Here is a 14,333-nt window from a genome sequence, read left to right on the forward strand (position 1 = left end):
GTCACGACGTACCCTTCTCTGCATGTCTCCCGCAACGGGCGCGGTCACTCTCGCTCCGCGCCGGTCGAGCCGGTTCGTGGCCTGGGTGCGCGCGTGGCGCGCCGGGCTGGTCCCGTTCGACGAGGTGCCGGACGCGGTGGCCGGCGACGAGGAACATCTCGTCGCCGACGCCCCGGGCACCTGGACGGACGTGCCGCTGCGCGACGCCCTGCCCACCCTGGCCCGCCTCTCCCCGGACGAGATCCGGCTGGTGCTGCCCGCGCCGGGCGACCCGCGCGGTTTGCCCGGTCCGGGCGACTTCACCGGTGCGGCACTGCTCGCCGGTGAAGCGGTCGTCGCCGGTGGACTGGGCCTGATCCCGGAGGTCCGCACGCACACCTCCGGGTCCGGGATGATCTGGGAGACGGTGCTGTGGCGGTTCTACCCGCTGCCGGCCGACGCCCCCACCGCCTCGCTGGCGATGCCCTGCGCCGCCGAGGCGGAGGCGGAGCTGGCCACCGCGCTGGCCGAGACCACCGCCGCGCTGACCCGGTTGGACGTCGCCCAGTGGCGGCCCGAGCTGGCCGGCGCGCTGGCCGCGCTGCGCCGCCCGGACGGCGCGACCGACCTGCCGCCCGGCTTCGACCCACGGTCGCGGCGGCTGTTCGCCCGCGCCGCCGTGCTCGACCGGGTGCTCGCGCTGGCCGAGCACGCCGCACCGGGTGGTGCGGTCAACGGGTACGAAGCCCAGCAGCGCGACGCCGCCCTGCGCCCGCTGACCACCGCCTGCCGGCGCGCCCTGGCCGCCGCCTGCAACGCCCCGCTGCGTCCCTGACCGGACGCTCCGGACCTCGACCGGCCCCACCCCGCGTTCGGCAGCGCGCATCTGCGGCCCGGTGACCGGGGCACGCGGCCGGGGCGCGGCTCAGATCTCGTCGATCAGGTCGACCACCGAGTTGACGATCCGCGACGGCCGGTACGGGTACCGCTCCGCCTCGGCCCGGGTGCTGATGCCGGTGAGCACCAGGATGGTCTCCAGCCCCGCCTCGAGGCCGCAGAGGATGTCGGTGTCCATCCGGTCGCCGATCATCGCGGTGCTCTCCGAGTGCGCCTCGATGGTGTTCAACGCCGACCGCATCATCATCGGGTTCGGCTTGCCGACGAAGTACGGTTCCACCCCGGTCGCCTTGGAGATCATCGCCGCGACCGAGCCGGCCGCCGGCAGCGCCCCCTCCACCGACGGGCCGGTCACGTCCGGGTTGGTGCAGATGAACCGCGCCCCGCCGTTGATCAGCCGGACCGCCTTGGTGATCGCCTCGAAGCTGTAGGTGCGGGTCTCCCCCAGCACCACGTAGTCCGGCTCGAAGTCGGTGAGCACGTACCCGACCGCGTGCAGCGCGGTGGTCAGCCCCGCCTCGCCGATCACGTACGCGGTGCCGCCGGGGCGCTGGTCGGCCAGGAACTGGGCGGTGGCCAGCGCGGCCGTCCAGATCGCGTGCTCCGGCACCTCGAAGCCCATCCGGTTGAGCCGGGCGCACAGGTCGCGCGGCGTGTAGATGGAGTTGTTGGTCAGCACCAGGAACGGCTTGCCGGAGGCGCGCAGCCGGTTGACGAACTCCGGGGCGCCCGGCACCGGCTGGCCCTCGTGCACCAGCACGCCGTCCATGTCGGTGAGCCAACTGGCCACCGGCTTCCGCTCGATCATCATGTTCCTCAAGGGTGGGTCGGGACTTGCGCTCGGACGGGGTCAGGGACGGCGGGCGGGGACGCAGCACGCCGTCGGGCAGGTGTCCCAGCAGGGCACCTCACCCAGCCGGCGCCGCGACGTGGCGGCCGGATCGAGCCGCTCGGTGACCAGTTCCCGGACCATCGTCACGAACCGGGGGTCGGTGCCGGGGGTGCCGGCCCGGACGAAGTCCAGGCCGAGCTGCCGGGCCGTGGTCAGAGCCTCGGTGTCCAGGTCCCAGACCACCTCCAGGTGGTCGGAGACGAAGCCGATGGGGCTGACCACCACGCTGGTGACGCCCTCCCCGGCTAGCTTGCCGAGGTGGTCGTTGACGTCCGGCTCCAGCCACGGCACCTGGGGCGGCCCGGAGCGGCTCTGCCACACCAGGTCGTACGGCAGGTCGGGAGCCGCCGCGGCGGCGACCAGCCGGGCCGTCTCGTGCAGTTGGGCCTCGTACCGACCGCCGTGCGGGCCGGCGGTGGCCGCCATCGAGGTGGGCACCGAGTGCGCGGTGAAGACCACCCGGGTGGTGGCCCGCCGCGCCGGGTCGAGCCGGGCCAGTGCCGCCCGGACCGCGTCGACGTGCGGCTCGACGAAACCGGGATGGTCCCAGAACTGGCGGAGCTTGTCGACCACCGGCGCGTCCGGGCCGACCGCCGCCCGGGCCGCCGCGATGTCCTCCTGGTACTGCCGGCAGGAGGAGTAGCCGCCGTACGCGCTGGTGACGAACGCCAGCGCCCGGCGTACCCCGTCGTCGCGCATCTGGGCGACGGTGTCGGCGAGCATCGGGTGCCAGTTGCGGTTGCCCCAGTACACCGGCAGGTCGAGGCCGTTGGCGGCGAAGTCGGCCCGGATCGCGGCGAGCAGGTCACGGCACTGCTGGTTGATCGGGGAGACCCCGCCGAAGTGCTGGTAGTGCTCGGCGACCTCGGCGAGCCGCTCCGGGGGGATCCCCCGGCCCCGGGTCACGTTCTGGAGGAACGGCACCACGTCCTCGGGCCGCTCCGGGCCACCGAAGGAGACCAGCACCACCGCGTCGTACGCCATGCCCCCATTGTTCCCCGCGCGCCGGGGCGGTCCCGCGACGGCCCCTCGTCCCCGCACGGCGAACGGCCCCCGCTGTGGCGCAGCCGACAGCGGGGGCCGTGGTGACGCGGTCAGGCGCCGAGGGCGTGGTACCCGCCGTCGACGTGGACGATCTCGCCGGTGGTGGCCGGGAACCAGTCGGAGAGCAGCGCCAGGCAGGCCCGCGCGGCCGGCTCCTGGTCGGTCAGGCTCCAGCCCAGCGGCGCCCGCTCGGTCCACGCCGTCTCGAACTGGTCGAACCCGGGGATGGACTTCGCCGCGATGGTGCGCAGCGGGCCGGCGGCGACCAGGTTGCTCCGGATGCCCTTCGGGCCCAGGTGCAGCGCGAGGTAGCGGGAGGCGGACTCCAGCCCGGCCTTGGCCACGCCCATCCAGTCGTAGACCGGCCACGCCTTGGTCGCGTCGAAGGTGAGGCCGACCACGGAGCCGCCCGGGGACATCAGCGGCAGCGCCGCCATGGCCAGGGACTTGTAGGAGTACGTGGAGACGTGCAGCGCGGTCGCCACGTCCTCCCAGGGGGCGTCGAGGAAGCCGCCGCCGAGGCAGCTCTGCGGGGCGAAGCCGATCGAGTGCACCACGCCGTCCAGGCCGTCGGCGTACTCGCGGACCTTGTCCGGAAGGCCGGCGAGCTGCTCGGCGTTGGTGACGTCGAGTTCGATCACCGGAGCCGGCTGGGGCAGCCGCTTGGCGATCCGCTCGACCAGCGAGAGCCGCCCGTACCCGGTGAGCACGACCTGCGCGCCGTTCTCCTGGGCCAGCTTCGCCACCGAGAAGGCGATCGAGGCGTCGGTGATGACGCCGGTGACCAGCAGCCGCTTACCGGCCAGCAGTCCGGACATGTGGGATCTCCTCCGTCGTTGTGTCGGTGCGGGTGGCCGGCGTCAGTGGCCCATGCCGAGGCCGCCGTCGACCGGGATGACCGCGCCGGAGATGTAGGCGGCGGTGTCGCCGGCCAGCCAGGTGACGACCCCGGCCACCTCCTCGGCGGTGGCGAACCGGCCGGCCGGGATGGCACCCAGGTACTGGTCGCGCCGCTCCTGCGGCAGCGCAGCGGTCATGTCGGTGTCGACGAAGCCGGGGGCGACGACATTGGCGGTGATGCTGCGGGAGCCCAGCTCACGGGTGATCGACCGGGCCACGCCGACCATGCCGGCCTTGCTGGCCGCGTAGTTGACCTGGCCCATGCCACCGTAGAGGCCGACCACCGAGGAGACGAAGATCATCCGGCCCCAGCGGGCACGGAGCATCTTGCGGGAGGCGCGCTGCGCGCACCGGAAGGCCCCGGTCAGGTTGGTGTCCAGCACCCGGGTGAACTGCTCCTCGGACATCCGCATGAGCAGCGTGTCGTCGGTGATGCCGGCGTTGGCGACGAGCACCTCGACGCCGCCCAGCTCCGCCTCCACGGCGGTGAACGCCTCGTCGACGGAGGCGGAGTCGGTGACGTCGCAGCGGACCCCGAACAGCCCCTCGGGGGCGTCGCCGGAGCGGTAGGTCACCGCGACCCGGTCGCCCTGCTTGGCGAAGGCCTGCGCGATGGCCAGGCCGATCCCCCGGTTGCCCCCGGTCACCAGCACGGTACGGGCCACGAGTCCCCCTTGCGCGAAAAACGAGTGCACAGACGGGTTGGAGACTAGGGGTTACCGGCAGGTAAGCGTGAACCCGGGAGAGGTCCTGCGCGTGGCGCGACCCGGCGGGAACCACACCGGACGCGGGTGTACGATGATCCGCGTTCCGGGCCCCGTCGACCGCTGGAGGTGATCGCTGTGCGAGATAGCGATCCTCCCAGTCGTGGCCGGGCCGTCCGTCAGTCCCACTGAGCCACGACTCAGTCCGGGCTGACCCGTTCCCGCTCCCCGCGTTCCGCACCGCCGCCCCGGCCGTCCTGCCGTGGGTTTCGGTCACCCCGCCCGTTTCCCCGGGCGGTCGCGGGTGGAGCCCCCCGGTCACGACTGGTGTGCGCGTCCTGTCCCCCTCCCCCGGTTCCGGCCCTGCGCCCGGACCGTCGAGTCGCCACCGGAGTGCGTCCATGAGCCGTTACGTCGCCCCGCTGGGCTTCACCCTCGCCGCCGTCTGGGTGGCCGTCCTCTTCGTCCTCACCAGCGGAAGTCACTGACCCCACCAGCGGAAGGTACGGTCGCCGCGCGGTGGCGGGACCGCCGTCGACACGCGGTCACCGTGTCGACGACAGCCCCGCACCGGCGTGCGTGGCCCGGGGTCAGAGGATGCGGGAGGTCCAGAGCAGACTCGCCCCGGCCGCCGCGAGCGCGAAGAGCAACGCCACCCCCGCGTACCACTGGGTGATCTCCCGGGGTTCGGTCCGGAACCCGATCGAGCTGCCCATATCCTGGTACACCTGCTTCAGCTCGGTCACCGAGGCCGCCTCGTAGAAGTGCCCCTCGGTGGTCTCCGCCAGGTCCGCCAGGGCCAGCCGGTCCACCGGCACCCGCTGGGCCTGACCGCCGATGTCCACCTGCCCGGAGTCGGTGCCGAAGGCGATCGTGGACACCGGCACGTTCGCCGCCTGCGCCGCCGCCGCGGCCTCCTCCACCGACCGGCCCGCCGTGCGGAAACCGTCGGAGAGCAGCACGATCCGGGCCGGCGGGATGCCCGCCGCGCCGTCGGCCGGCACCGACCGGATCGCCTCCAGGCAGGTGAAGACCGCCTCCCCGGTCGCGGTCGCCTCGGCCAGCACCAGCCCGTCGATGGCCGCGTTCACCGCCGACCGGTCCTTCGTCGGCGGCACCAGCACGTTCGCCGACTTGGCGAACGAGACCAACCCCAGGTTGTACGACTCCGGCAGCTCACCGACGAACTGCTTGGCCGCCTCCTGGGCCGCCTGCAAACGGTTCGGGGTGACGTCGTCGGCCTGCATGGACAGCGAGACGTCGACGGCGAGCATGACGGTCGCCCGTTCCAACGGCTCCCGGGTGTCGATCGCCGGCCGGGCGGTGGCGGTGGCCAGCGTCAGCAGGCAGAGCAGCAGCGCGACCGCCGCGACGTGCCGCCGCCAACCCAGCCCCTTCGGAGCGAGGGTGCGCAGCAGGTCCACGTTGGTGAACCGCATCGCGTACGCCCGGCGGTGGCGTTGCCGCCAGACGTAGAGCGCGGCGACGGCGAGCACGGGCAGCAGGGTCAGCAGCCACCACGGTTGCAACATACGGATCATCGAGTCGTCCCCCGGGTGCGGGCGTGCCGCTGCGCGGCCACGAAACGCACCATGTCCAGCAGCCAGTCGGTGTCGGTACGCAGACGCAGGTGGGCGGCGCCGGCCGCCCGCAGTTCGCGGGCGATCGCCGCGCGCTGGGCGGCGGCCGCCTCGGCGTACCGGCGGCGCAGCCGTGGATCGGCGGTCTGCACCTCGTGCAGCTCCCCCGTCTCCGGGTCCACCACCGGCAGCACCCCCACGTCCGGCAGGTCCAGCTCGCGCGGGTCGACCACTTCGATCGCCAGCACGTCGTGCCGGACCCGCAGCTTACGGATCGGTCGTCCCCACTGCTCCGGCGGTGCGAGGAAGTCGGAGATCACCACCGCCACGCCACGCCGCCGGGGCGGCCGGTTGAGCAGGTCGACCAGGGTGCCGAGGTCGGCGCGGCCCGGCCCGATCTCGGTGCCGGCGACGGCGCGGACCAGCCCCTGCGCCTCCTTGCGGCCGCTGCGGGCCGGCATCCGCCGCACCACCGGGGCGGCGGGGGGCGTCGCGCCCCACCGTCGGGGCGCGGGCGGCGCACCGCCGGTGCCGACCACCGCGCCGATGCGGTTGCCGCCCCGGACGGTCAGGTGGGCCAGGGCCGCCACCGCCGCGACCACCACCTCGCGCTTGAGCCACTGCCCGGTGCCGAAGTCCAGGCTCGCCGAGAGGTCCACCGCGAGCCACGTCTCCAACTCCCGGTCGGCCACCGTACGGCGCACGTGCGGTGTCGTCGTCCGCGCGGTGACCGGCCAGTCCATCCGGCGTACGTCGTCACCGGGGCGGTACTCGCGGGACTCCCCCGCCTCGCTGCCCGGCCCGGGCAGGAGACCGGCGTAGTCGCCCTGGAGCAGGCCGTCGAGTTTCCGGGTGACCAGGAGTTGCAGGCGGGACAGGACCGCCTCGCTCCGTCCGGGGGTGGCGCCGGCGGGCCGACGGACGGGTGAGGTCACGGCCGCTGCCCGGGCCAGCCGGCGCCCGGAGCCGGGCCGCCGTTCGGCTGCCCGCCCGGAGGCGGCCCGGCCTGCGGCGTCGCCTGCTGCCGGGGCGCCACTGACGGCAGCGGGATGGTCGACATCACCCGGTGCACCACGTGGTCGGCCGGGACGTCGTCGGCGAGCGCGTCGTAGCTGAGCACCAACCGGTGCCGCAGGATGTCCGGCGCGATGTCCTGGACGTCCTGGGGCAACGCGTAGTCCCGCCCGCGCAGCAGGGCCAGCGCGCGGGTGGCCCGGACCAGGCCGAGCGACGCCCGGGGGCTCGCGCCGTACTGGATGAGCTGGGCGACGTCCGGCATTCCGTGCTCGGCCGGGGTACGGGTGGCCAGCACCAGCCGGACGGCGTAGTCGACCAGGGCGTTGTGCACGAAGACCTGGTCGGCCTTGCGTTGCAGGGAGAGCAGGTCGGTGGTGGTGAACACCGGCGACGGCACGGGCGCGGCCACCCCCATCCGGTAGACGATCTCCCGTTCCTCGGCGTCCGTCGGGTAGCCAACGACGATCTTCATCAGGAAACGGTCCCGCTGCGCCTCGGGCAGCGGGTAGACCCCCTCCTGTTCGATCGGGTTCTGGGTGGCCATCACCAGGAACGGGTCCGGCACCCGGTGGGTCTCCCCGCCGATCGACACCTGACGCTCGCTCATGACCTCCAGCAGGGCCGACTGCACCTTCGCCGGAGCCCGGTTGATCTCGTCGGCGAGCAGGAAGTTGACGAACACCGGTCCCAGCTCCACGTCGAACTTCTCGCTGGACTGCCGGTAGATGCGGGTGCCCATGATGTCGGCGGGCACCAGGTCGGGGGTGAACTGCACCCGGGCGAAGGACCCGCCGACGACCCTGGCCATGGTCTCCACAGCCAGGGTCTTGGCCACCCCCGGCACCCCCTCGAGCAGGCAGTGGCCCCGGGCGAGCAGGGCGACGAACATCCGCTCGACCATCCGGTCCTGCCCGACGATGACCCGCTTGATCTCGAACAACGCCCGCTCCACCAGCGTGGCGTCCTCGGCGGGTGTGCTCGGTGGCGCCGGGGCGGCGTCGGTCGCGGTCGGGTCGGGCGTGGTCGGCTGGGCCACCGGTCCTCCACAGCGTGCTCGTGATCTTGGGCGACGAGGTGCGTGTCAAGCCTCGCATGCCCGGCTGAGTGCCAACCGGGCGAGAACCCGATTGTCACCGCGCCGCGTCCGGTGGCCGAATCGCCGGTCGGGGGTGTCCGAACGTCGCCGCCGCGTGTACGATTCAGCCGTCGCCGGGCGGCTCCCCCCGTGGCCGCCCGGCGCTCATCCTCCCGGCGCGCCACCTAGACTGGCCCCGGTGACCGAATCCTCCCCCGCTCCCGGCGGCCCTCCCGTCTGTTCGGCGCGTGGCTGCCGCACCCCGGCGCTCTGGGCCCTGCGGTGGAACAATCCCCGGCTGCACGACCCGGACCGACGCAAGACCTGGCTCGCGTGCGCCGAGCACCGGGGCACACTCGGTGACTTTCTCACCGCGCGGAGCTTTCTCCGGGAGGTCGAACCATTGCCCGGATCGTTACGCTCAACGGGTGAGTGATCGCAGCGGGGCACGCCGGTGAGCACGGAGCACACGGACGGGCCCGTCCCCACCCCGGCCGACCCGCTCGAACCATGGCCGGAGTCGGTCGCCTGGCAGCGGGTCTCCACCGACCTGATCTGGGTGGAACTCGTCCGGCTGGGCATCGGCGTCCTCGTCGTGGTGGTCGGCGTCGCGGTGGCCTGGGCGCTGAGCGGGCACTGGCTGTTCGGAGCCGGTCTGGGGCTCGTCGTGTTGCTGAGCCTTCTGCGGGCGGTGGCGATCGTCCGGGCCGTGCACGCCTGGGGGTACGCCGAACGCGACGACGACCTGCTGGTCCGGCACGGGTTGCTGGTGCGCCGGCTGTCGATCGTGCCGTACGCCCGGATGCAGTTCGTCGACGTCACCGCCGGTCCGCTGGAACGGGCCTTCGGGCTGGCCACCGTGCAGTTGCACACCGCTGCCGCCGCGAGCGACGCCCGGGTGCCCGGACTGCGCCCGGCCGAGGCGTCCCGACTGCGCGACCGGCTCACCGCGCTGGGCGAAGACCGCGCGGAGGGGCTGTGACCGGCGGCCCGGCCGAGGAGACCGGGCCGGACGTCCCGCACCCCTGGCCCGTCCCGGCCGCCCCGGCGCCGGAACACGTCGAGCCCCGGCACCGCCTGCACCCGTTGAGCCCCGCCCTGCACGGGGCGAAGTCCCTGGTGGTGGTGATCGCCGGGCTCTCCTGGTCGACGCTGTCCCGGGTCGGCTTCGGCACCTTCGCGGCGATGGTCGCGGTGCTCGCGCTCGGCGCGACGGTCCTCTCGGTGGTCAGCTGGTACAACACCGGCTACCACGTGGTCGGTCGGGAACTGCGCGTCTACGAGGGCCTGGTGTGGCGGCGCACCCGAGCCATCCCGCTGGAGCGGTTGCAGGCCGTGGAGGTGGTCCGTCCCCTGCTCGCCCAGCTCACCGGCCTGGCCGAGCTACGCCTGGAAGTGGTCGGCGGCGGCAAGACCGAGGCGCCACTGGCGTTCCTGAGCGTGGCCGACGCGACCGCCCTGCGGACCCGCCTGCTCGACCTGGCCGGCCAGGCGCCGCACGCCGCCATCCCGGAGACCGCCACGGCCGGACCACCGGTGCCGGTCGGCCGGCCCCTGCACACCGTCACCAACCGCGACCTGCTGGTCAGCCAACTGCTCACCCCGCAGGCGTTCATGCTGCCGGTGGGCGTGGCGTTCGTGGTGGCGCAGTTCCTCACCGAGGGCTCCTGGTCGTTCATCGCGGTGGCCAGCACGGTCACCGCGATGGCCGGGGTGCTGCTGCAACCGATCCGGCGGGTCCTCGACGACTGGAACTTCCGGCTCGACCGGGACGGCGACCGGCTGCGGATCCGGAACGGCCTGCTGGAGACCCGCGCGCAGACCGTCCCGCTCAACCGGGTGCAGGCGATCGGGGTGACCTGGCCGCTGCTCTGGCGGGCCAAGGGCTGGCTGCGGTTGCGGCTGGAGGTCGCCGGCTACTCGGCGGCCGAGCCGGACGACCGCAACCGTCCGGACCGGCTCCTGCCCGTGGGCGACCTGCCGACCGGCGAGATGATCACCGCCGAGGTGCTGCCCGGCGTGGTCGTCTCCGCCCTGCCGCTGACCGCACCGCCGCCGCCGGCCCGCTGGTTGCGGCCACTGAGCTGGCGCGTCCTCGGTGCCGGTCTGGCCGAGCGGGTCTTCGTGGTCCGCTCGGGCCTGGTCACCCGGCAGCTCACCATCGTGCCGTACGCCCGGATCCAGAGCGTCCGGGTGGTCCAGGGCCCGCTGCAACGGCGACTGGGCCTGGCCACCGTGCACGCCGACACCGCGGGCGGTGCCGGCGCGGCAGCACTGCACCGGGACCTGGCCGAGGCGTGGGCCCTCGCCGCCGAACTGACCGCGCGGGCCCGCGCCGCCCGGCTCAGCGACTGACCGGCACCGTCGGCTCCTCGGTCGGGGACGGCCCGTTCCCGACCGTGCCGCCGGCCGTTCCGTCGTCCGCGTGGGTCCCGGAGCCGGCGGGGGCGGCCCCGACCGGTTCCGCCGGAGCCCGGCGGGCCTGCCGGGCCGCCCACCACCGCTCCGCCAGACCGACCACCAGGAAGGTCAAGCCCACGTACGCCCAGCCGACCAGCACGTCGATGATGTAGTGCTCGCCGGAGTAGACCAGGGTGAAGGTCATCGCCAGCGGGTACGCCAGCAGCAGCGGCCACCAGCGGCGACGGGTCGAGGTGAGGAAGAACAGCACCACGAACAGCGCCCAGGCGGTGTGCAGGGACGGCATCGCGGCCACCGGGTTCGAGGCGATCTGCCCGGCGTTGAGCATGTTGCCCGCGCCGTGCATGCCGAACTCCTTCCACCCCCGGGTGGAGATCCGGGCCACCTCCCCGAGGAGCCCGTTCTGCGCCGCCCACCAGGGCGGGGCGGCCGGGTAGAGGAAGTAGGTGGCCAGACCGGCGGCGCAGAGGAAACCCCACCGCCGCATGTACGCCCCCCACCGGGCGCGGTCGCGCATCCAGAGCACCACCGCCGCCGCCAGCGTCGCCACGAAGTGCGAGAAGTAGACCCAGGCCGCCAGGACGTCCCACCACTGCACCTGCGGCTTGTAGAGCCGCTCCTGCAACCAGATGGTGAGGACCTCGCCTCCGGTCGCCCAGCCGACCAGGAACCGGTCGGCGACGATCAGGTCGTAGGAGTACGGGATCGCGCCGTTGTCGGCGAAGCCCCGGGAGAGGTTGTAGGCGGCGAGGAGCAGCACCACCGGCAGCCAGTCCCGGGCGAAGCCCAGGTGGCTGCGCCACGGGCGGCCCCAGTTCCAGGCGATGACGGCGGACCAGATCCAGACGAAGGCGTAAGCCGGGTCTGTGGGTAGTCCGATCGTCAACCAACCGGCGACGAACAGGGCGCTCCAGATCGACATGGCGACCACGCGGGGACGTCCGCCCTCGGACGACACCGGCGGACCGGACGGGGCAGGGGGCTGGGGGTCAGTGACAACGGCCATCACCCTTCAGGTTAACGGCGGCCAGCGCATCGACGAACGCCGACCGGCGCTACGGCGGTCGGCGTAGGCTGTCGCCATGCCGGAGCAGACTGTCACGCCCGGGCTCAAGGCCCGGGTCGAACTCACCGTGACCGACGCCGACACCGCCCAGGCGGTCGGCTCCGGTGACGTACCGGTGCTGGGCACGCCCCGGGTCCTCGCGCTGGCCGAGGCGGCCACCGTCGCGGCCACCGCCCGGCACCTGCCGCCGGGGACGACCACCGTCGGCGTCCGGGTGGAGCTGGAGCACCGGGCACCCACCCCGGTCGGTCGTACCGTCGCCGCCGAGGCGCGGCTGGACGAGGTGGACGGCCGACGGCTGGTGTTCACCGTCACCGTCGACGACGGCGGCGAGACGGTGGCCCAGGGGCGGGTGGAACGGGTGCTGTTGGATCGGCAGCGCTTCGTGGAACGCGCCTCCGGGGCGTCATGACCGGCCGGTTCGTCGAGATCCGCGACGGCGTGCACGTGCTGCGCGAGCCGCTGCTCGACGTCAACGTCACGCTCGTCGTCGGCGACGGCGCGGCGCTGCTGGTGGACACCCTCTCCACGGCGGCGCAGGCCACCGCGCTGGCCGCTGCCGTCCGGGCGGTCACGCCGCACCCGTGGACCCTGGTGAACACCCACCACCACTTCGACCACTGCTTCGGCAACGCCACGCTCGCCGCCGACCCGCCCCGCCCGGTGTACGCGCACGAGGCGACCGCCGGGTGGCTCCGCGACCGTCCCGACGAGTTGCGCCACCTGGCGTACGAGGAGATGCGCGCGGAGCAGCCGGCCCTCGCGGCCGAGCTGGCCCGCACGGCGCTGCTGGCGCCGACGCACACCGTGCACACCGGGACGACGCTGGACGTGGGCGGTCGCCGCGTGGTGCTGCACCATCCCGGGCGCGGCCATACCGCCGGTGACCTGGTGGTGCACGTGCCGGACGCGGACGTCCTGGTCGCCGGGGACCTGGTGGAGCAGAGCGGACCGCCGGCCTTCGAGGAGTCGTACCCGTTGCAGTGGCCGGAGGCGGTGGCGGCGCTGCTGCGACTCACCACGCCGGCCACCACTATCGTGCCCGGCCACGGTGACCCGGTGGACGTCTCGTTCGTCGGCGCTCAGCACGGACAGCTCGCCGACCTGGCCTGGTTGATCCGGGCCGGGCACACCGGCGGCGCGCCCCCGGAGCGGGTCGCCGCCGAGGCGCCGTTCGGGGCCCGCGCCGCGCTGGTGGCCGCCCGACGCGGGTACGCCGAACTCGACGGCACCACGTGACCGCCGCACGGCACAGCCGCGCTGACACCGCCTCGACCGGAGCGCCGGTTCTGCTGGCCAGTCCGGACGGGACGCCCGGGTAGCTTGTCCGGTATGGATGTCCACGACGATCGCGGTCGGGTCGCTACCGGCGACGGTCAGGGCCCGCCCCGACCCCCCGTGCCGGTCCGCGTCGCCGCGCTGCTCCTGGCCGTCGGCGCGCTGGCGCCGCTACTTCTCCTGGCGGCCCTGCTGGCGGCGGACGGGGGCGAACTCGGGTCGGCGGCACCCATGGTGCTGTTGGCCGCGCTCCTCGGGGCGCTCCTCGGTTCGGTCGCGTACGGGACGTGGCAGGGCCGGCGCGGGTCGCAGGTCGCGGCCGTGGTGCTCGGCTTCATGCTGATGGCCAGCGGACTGCGGGTGCTGTCCACCGGCGACTCCGGGCTGCTGGTGCTGGCGTACGGGGCAACGGTGGTGGCGCTCGTGCTGGTGCCCGCCTCCGCCCGGGCCTGGTTCCGCCCCACCCGGTAGGTCCCGTGCCGGTCAGGCGGGGAAACGGCGGGCGACCTCGTCCCGGGTCGGCATGGCGACCGCGCCACCGGACGACTCACAGACCAGGCCGGCCACCCGGAGCGCGAAGGCCACCCGGGCGGTCCAGCCGGCCGGGTCGCGGGGCTGCCCGTCGGCCAGCAGGTCGGCGACCAGCGCGGCCATCACCGAGTCACCGGCGCCGGTGGCGTCGACCGCGCGGACGGTGGGCGCGGACACGCGTACCGGGTCGGGGCCGGCCGCGACCAGCGCGCCGCGCGCGCCGAGGGTGACCACCACGGTGCCGGCACCCAGGTCGCGCAGGTGGGCGGCGACCCGCTCGACCGGTTCCCCGGGGTAGAGCACCTCGGCGTCGGCGGCGCTGAGCTTGACCAGGTGCGCAGTGGCCGCGAACTCGGCGGTCGTCTGACGGACCACCGCGAGCGCGTCCGGCCCGGACAGCAGCCGGGGACGGATGTTCGGGTCGAACACCCGCACGCCGGTGGTCAGGCTCCAGGCCCGGCGGGCGGCGGCGAGGGTCGCCGGGCAGAGCAGCACGATCGACCCGCAGTAGAGCACGTCCGCGCCTTCGACCAGTGCGACGTCGAGGTCGTCGGCGGTCAACTGCCCGTAGGAGGGTGGCTCGCCGTAGAAGCGGAAGTCGGGTTCCGCCCCGGCGAAGGTGGCCACGGCGAGCGCGGTCGGCGCGGGCACGGTGACCGTTCCGGTGACGCCGACCCCGGCCGTGGTGAGGAAGTCCCGGATCCGCTCGGCGAGCACGTCGTCGCCGAGGGAGCCGACGAACCGGGCGTCCCCGCCGAGGCGGGCCACCCCGACCGCGACGTTGAGCGGCCCGCCGCCGATCGCCTGCCGGTAGACCGGCTCGCCGGCACACTCGGCGTCGAGCAGGTCGACCAACGCCTCACCGAGCACCACCGCGTACCCCATCGCCCCGCCCCCTTCTCCCCCACCAGCCACCCTGCCACGTCCCCTGCCGTCCCCTTCCTCCGGA

General features: G+C 74.0%; 15 protein-coding genes. 6 read left to right on the forward strand and 9 right to left on the reverse strand.

Annotated elements, in window-relative coordinates; all coding sequences use genetic code 11:
- Positions 1 to 22: 22 nt before the first annotated feature.
- Positions 23 to 814: a hypothetical protein gene (locus tag ACIBJE_RS27275; protein ID WP_396753129.1), complete on the forward strand. Its 792-nt coding sequence runs from the start codon at positions 23 to 25 to the stop codon at positions 812 to 814.
- Between the two features lie 90 nt (positions 815 to 904).
- Here ACIBJE_RS27275 and ACIBJE_RS27280 read toward each other — a convergent pair whose 3' ends face one another.
- The 7 genes from ACIBJE_RS27280 to ACIBJE_RS27310 all read right to left on the reverse strand — a co-directional run bounded on the left by ACIBJE_RS27280 (position 905) and on the right by ACIBJE_RS27310 (position 8,049).
- The gene (locus ACIBJE_RS27280; RefSeq protein WP_396753152.1) at positions 905 to 1,684 is read right to left on the reverse strand and encodes an HAD-IIA family hydrolase; all 780 of its coding nucleotides are present in this window, start codon (positions 1,682 to 1,684) and stop codon (positions 905 to 907) included.
- Between the two features lie 42 nt (positions 1,685 to 1,726).
- A complete protein-coding gene (locus tag ACIBJE_RS27285; protein ID WP_396753130.1) occupies positions 1,727 to 2,752 on the reverse strand; it encodes a ferrochelatase in 1,026 nt (341 codons plus the stop codon).
- A gap of 110 nt (positions 2,753 to 2,862) precedes the next feature.
- A complete protein-coding gene (fabI, locus tag ACIBJE_RS27290) occupies positions 2,863 to 3,630 on the reverse strand; it encodes an enoyl-ACP reductase FabI (RefSeq protein WP_396753131.1) in 768 nt (255 codons plus the stop codon).
- Between the two features lie 42 nt (positions 3,631 to 3,672).
- Complete coding sequence (fabG, locus tag ACIBJE_RS27295) at positions 3,673 to 4,377, reverse strand: 3-oxoacyl-ACP reductase FabG (protein ID WP_396753132.1); 705 nt, start codon at positions 4,375 to 4,377, stop codon at positions 3,673 to 3,675.
- A 629-nt stretch (positions 4,378 to 5,006) separates the two neighbouring features.
- Positions 5,007 to 5,957, reverse strand: a complete 951-nt coding sequence (locus ACIBJE_RS27300; RefSeq protein ID WP_396753133.1) for a VWA domain-containing protein — start codon at positions 5,955 to 5,957, stop codon at positions 5,007 to 5,009.
- Complete coding sequence (locus ACIBJE_RS27305; protein WP_396753153.1) at positions 5,954 to 6,949, reverse strand: DUF58 domain-containing protein; 996 nt, start codon at positions 6,947 to 6,949, stop codon at positions 5,954 to 5,956. The genes ACIBJE_RS27300 and ACIBJE_RS27305 overlap by 4 nt, the downstream gene beginning before the upstream one ends.
- Positions 6,928 to 8,049 carry an AAA family ATPase gene (locus ACIBJE_RS27310; protein WP_396753134.1) on the reverse strand — a complete coding sequence of 374 codons (1,122 nt, stop codon included), beginning with the start codon at positions 8,047 to 8,049 and terminating at the stop codon, positions 6,928 to 6,930. The genes ACIBJE_RS27305 and ACIBJE_RS27310 overlap by 22 nt, the downstream gene beginning before the upstream one ends.
- Before the next feature lie 493 nt (positions 8,050 to 8,542).
- Here ACIBJE_RS27310 and ACIBJE_RS27315 point away from each other — a divergent pair, with 493 nt between their 5' ends.
- Both ACIBJE_RS27315 and ACIBJE_RS27320 read left to right on the forward strand, forming a co-directional pair.
- Positions 8,543 to 9,070, forward strand: a complete 528-nt coding sequence (locus ACIBJE_RS27315) for a PH domain-containing protein (protein ID WP_396753135.1) — start codon at positions 8,543 to 8,545, stop codon at positions 9,068 to 9,070.
- Entirely contained in the window at positions 9,067 to 10,443 is a 1,377-nt protein-coding gene (locus ACIBJE_RS27320; RefSeq protein ID WP_396753136.1) for a PH domain-containing protein, read from the forward strand. Before ACIBJE_RS27315 ends, ACIBJE_RS27320 begins: the two co-directional genes overlap by 4 nt.
- Here the strand turns inward: ACIBJE_RS27320 and ACIBJE_RS27325 are convergent.
- On the reverse strand, positions 10,433 to 11,515 hold the full coding sequence (locus ACIBJE_RS27325; protein ID WP_396753137.1) for a phosphatase PAP2 family protein: 1,083 nt from the start codon (positions 11,513 to 11,515) through the stop codon (positions 10,433 to 10,435). The two genes, ACIBJE_RS27320 and ACIBJE_RS27325, sit on opposite strands and share 11 nt — an antisense overlap.
- Before the next feature lie 76 nt (positions 11,516 to 11,591).
- On the opposite strand from ACIBJE_RS27325, the gene ACIBJE_RS27330 reads away from it, so the two are divergent.
- From ACIBJE_RS27330 to ACIBJE_RS27340, 3 genes are all read left to right on the forward strand, one after another.
- Positions 11,592 to 11,987 carry a thioesterase family protein gene (locus tag ACIBJE_RS27330; RefSeq protein WP_088983095.1) on the forward strand — a complete coding sequence of 132 codons (396 nt, stop codon included), beginning with the start codon at positions 11,592 to 11,594 and terminating at the stop codon, positions 11,985 to 11,987.
- Positions 11,984 to 12,814: an MBL fold metallo-hydrolase gene (locus tag ACIBJE_RS27335; protein ID WP_396753138.1), complete on the forward strand. Its 831-nt coding sequence runs from the start codon at positions 11,984 to 11,986 to the stop codon at positions 12,812 to 12,814. Before ACIBJE_RS27330 ends, ACIBJE_RS27335 begins: the two co-directional genes overlap by 4 nt.
- Positions 12,815 to 12,907: 93 nt before the next feature.
- Entirely contained in the window at positions 12,908 to 13,324 is a 417-nt protein-coding gene (locus ACIBJE_RS27340; protein ID WP_396753139.1) for a hypothetical protein, read from the forward strand.
- 12 nt (positions 13,325 to 13,336) lie between these two features.
- On the opposite strand, the gene ACIBJE_RS27345 is transcribed toward ACIBJE_RS27340, so the two are convergent.
- The gene (locus ACIBJE_RS27345; protein WP_396753140.1) at positions 13,337 to 14,269 is read right to left on the reverse strand and encodes a PfkB family carbohydrate kinase; all 933 of its coding nucleotides are present in this window, start codon (positions 14,267 to 14,269) and stop codon (positions 13,337 to 13,339) included.
- Positions 14,270 to 14,333 lie beyond the last annotated feature (64 nt).

It is taken from the genome of Micromonospora sp. NPDC050187 (assembly GCF_044459745.1).
Classification (GTDB): Bacteria; Actinomycetota; Actinomycetes; order Mycobacteriales; family Micromonosporaceae; genus Micromonospora.

Bases quoted from the DNA above. Each gene is read 5' to 3' on its own strand.
- ACIBJE_RS27275 (WP_396753129.1), top strand. From the start codon at position 23: ATGTCTCCCGCAACGGGCGCGGTCACTCTCGCTCCGCGCCGGTCGAGC.
- ACIBJE_RS27280 (WP_396753152.1), bottom strand. From the start codon at position 1,684: ATGATCGAGCGGAAGCCGGTGGCCAGTTGGCTCACCGACATGGACGGC.
- ACIBJE_RS27285 (WP_396753130.1), bottom strand. From the start codon at position 2,752: ATGGCGTACGACGCGGTGGTGCTGGTCTCCTTCGGTGGCCCGGAGCGG.
- fabI (WP_396753131.1), bottom strand. From the start codon at position 3,630: ATGTCCGGACTGCTGGCCGGTAAGCGGCTGCTGGTCACCGGCGTCATC.
- ACIBJE_RS27300 (WP_396753133.1), bottom strand. From the start codon at position 5,957: ATGATCCGTATGTTGCAACCGTGGTGGCTGCTGACCCTGCTGCCCGTG.
- ACIBJE_RS27325 (WP_396753137.1), bottom strand. From the start codon at position 11,515: ATGGCCGTTGTCACTGACCCCCAGCCCCCTGCCCCGTCCGGTCCGCCG.
- ACIBJE_RS27330 (WP_088983095.1), top strand. From the start codon at position 11,592: ATGCCGGAGCAGACTGTCACGCCCGGGCTCAAGGCCCGGGTCGAACTC.
- ACIBJE_RS27335 (WP_396753138.1), top strand. From the start codon at position 11,984: ATGACCGGCCGGTTCGTCGAGATCCGCGACGGCGTGCACGTGCTGCGC.
- ACIBJE_RS27340 (WP_396753139.1), top strand. From the start codon at position 12,908: ATGGATGTCCACGACGATCGCGGTCGGGTCGCTACCGGCGACGGTCAG.
- ACIBJE_RS27345 (WP_396753140.1), bottom strand. From the start codon at position 14,269: ATGGGGTACGCGGTGGTGCTCGGTGAGGCGTTGGTCGACCTGCTCGAC.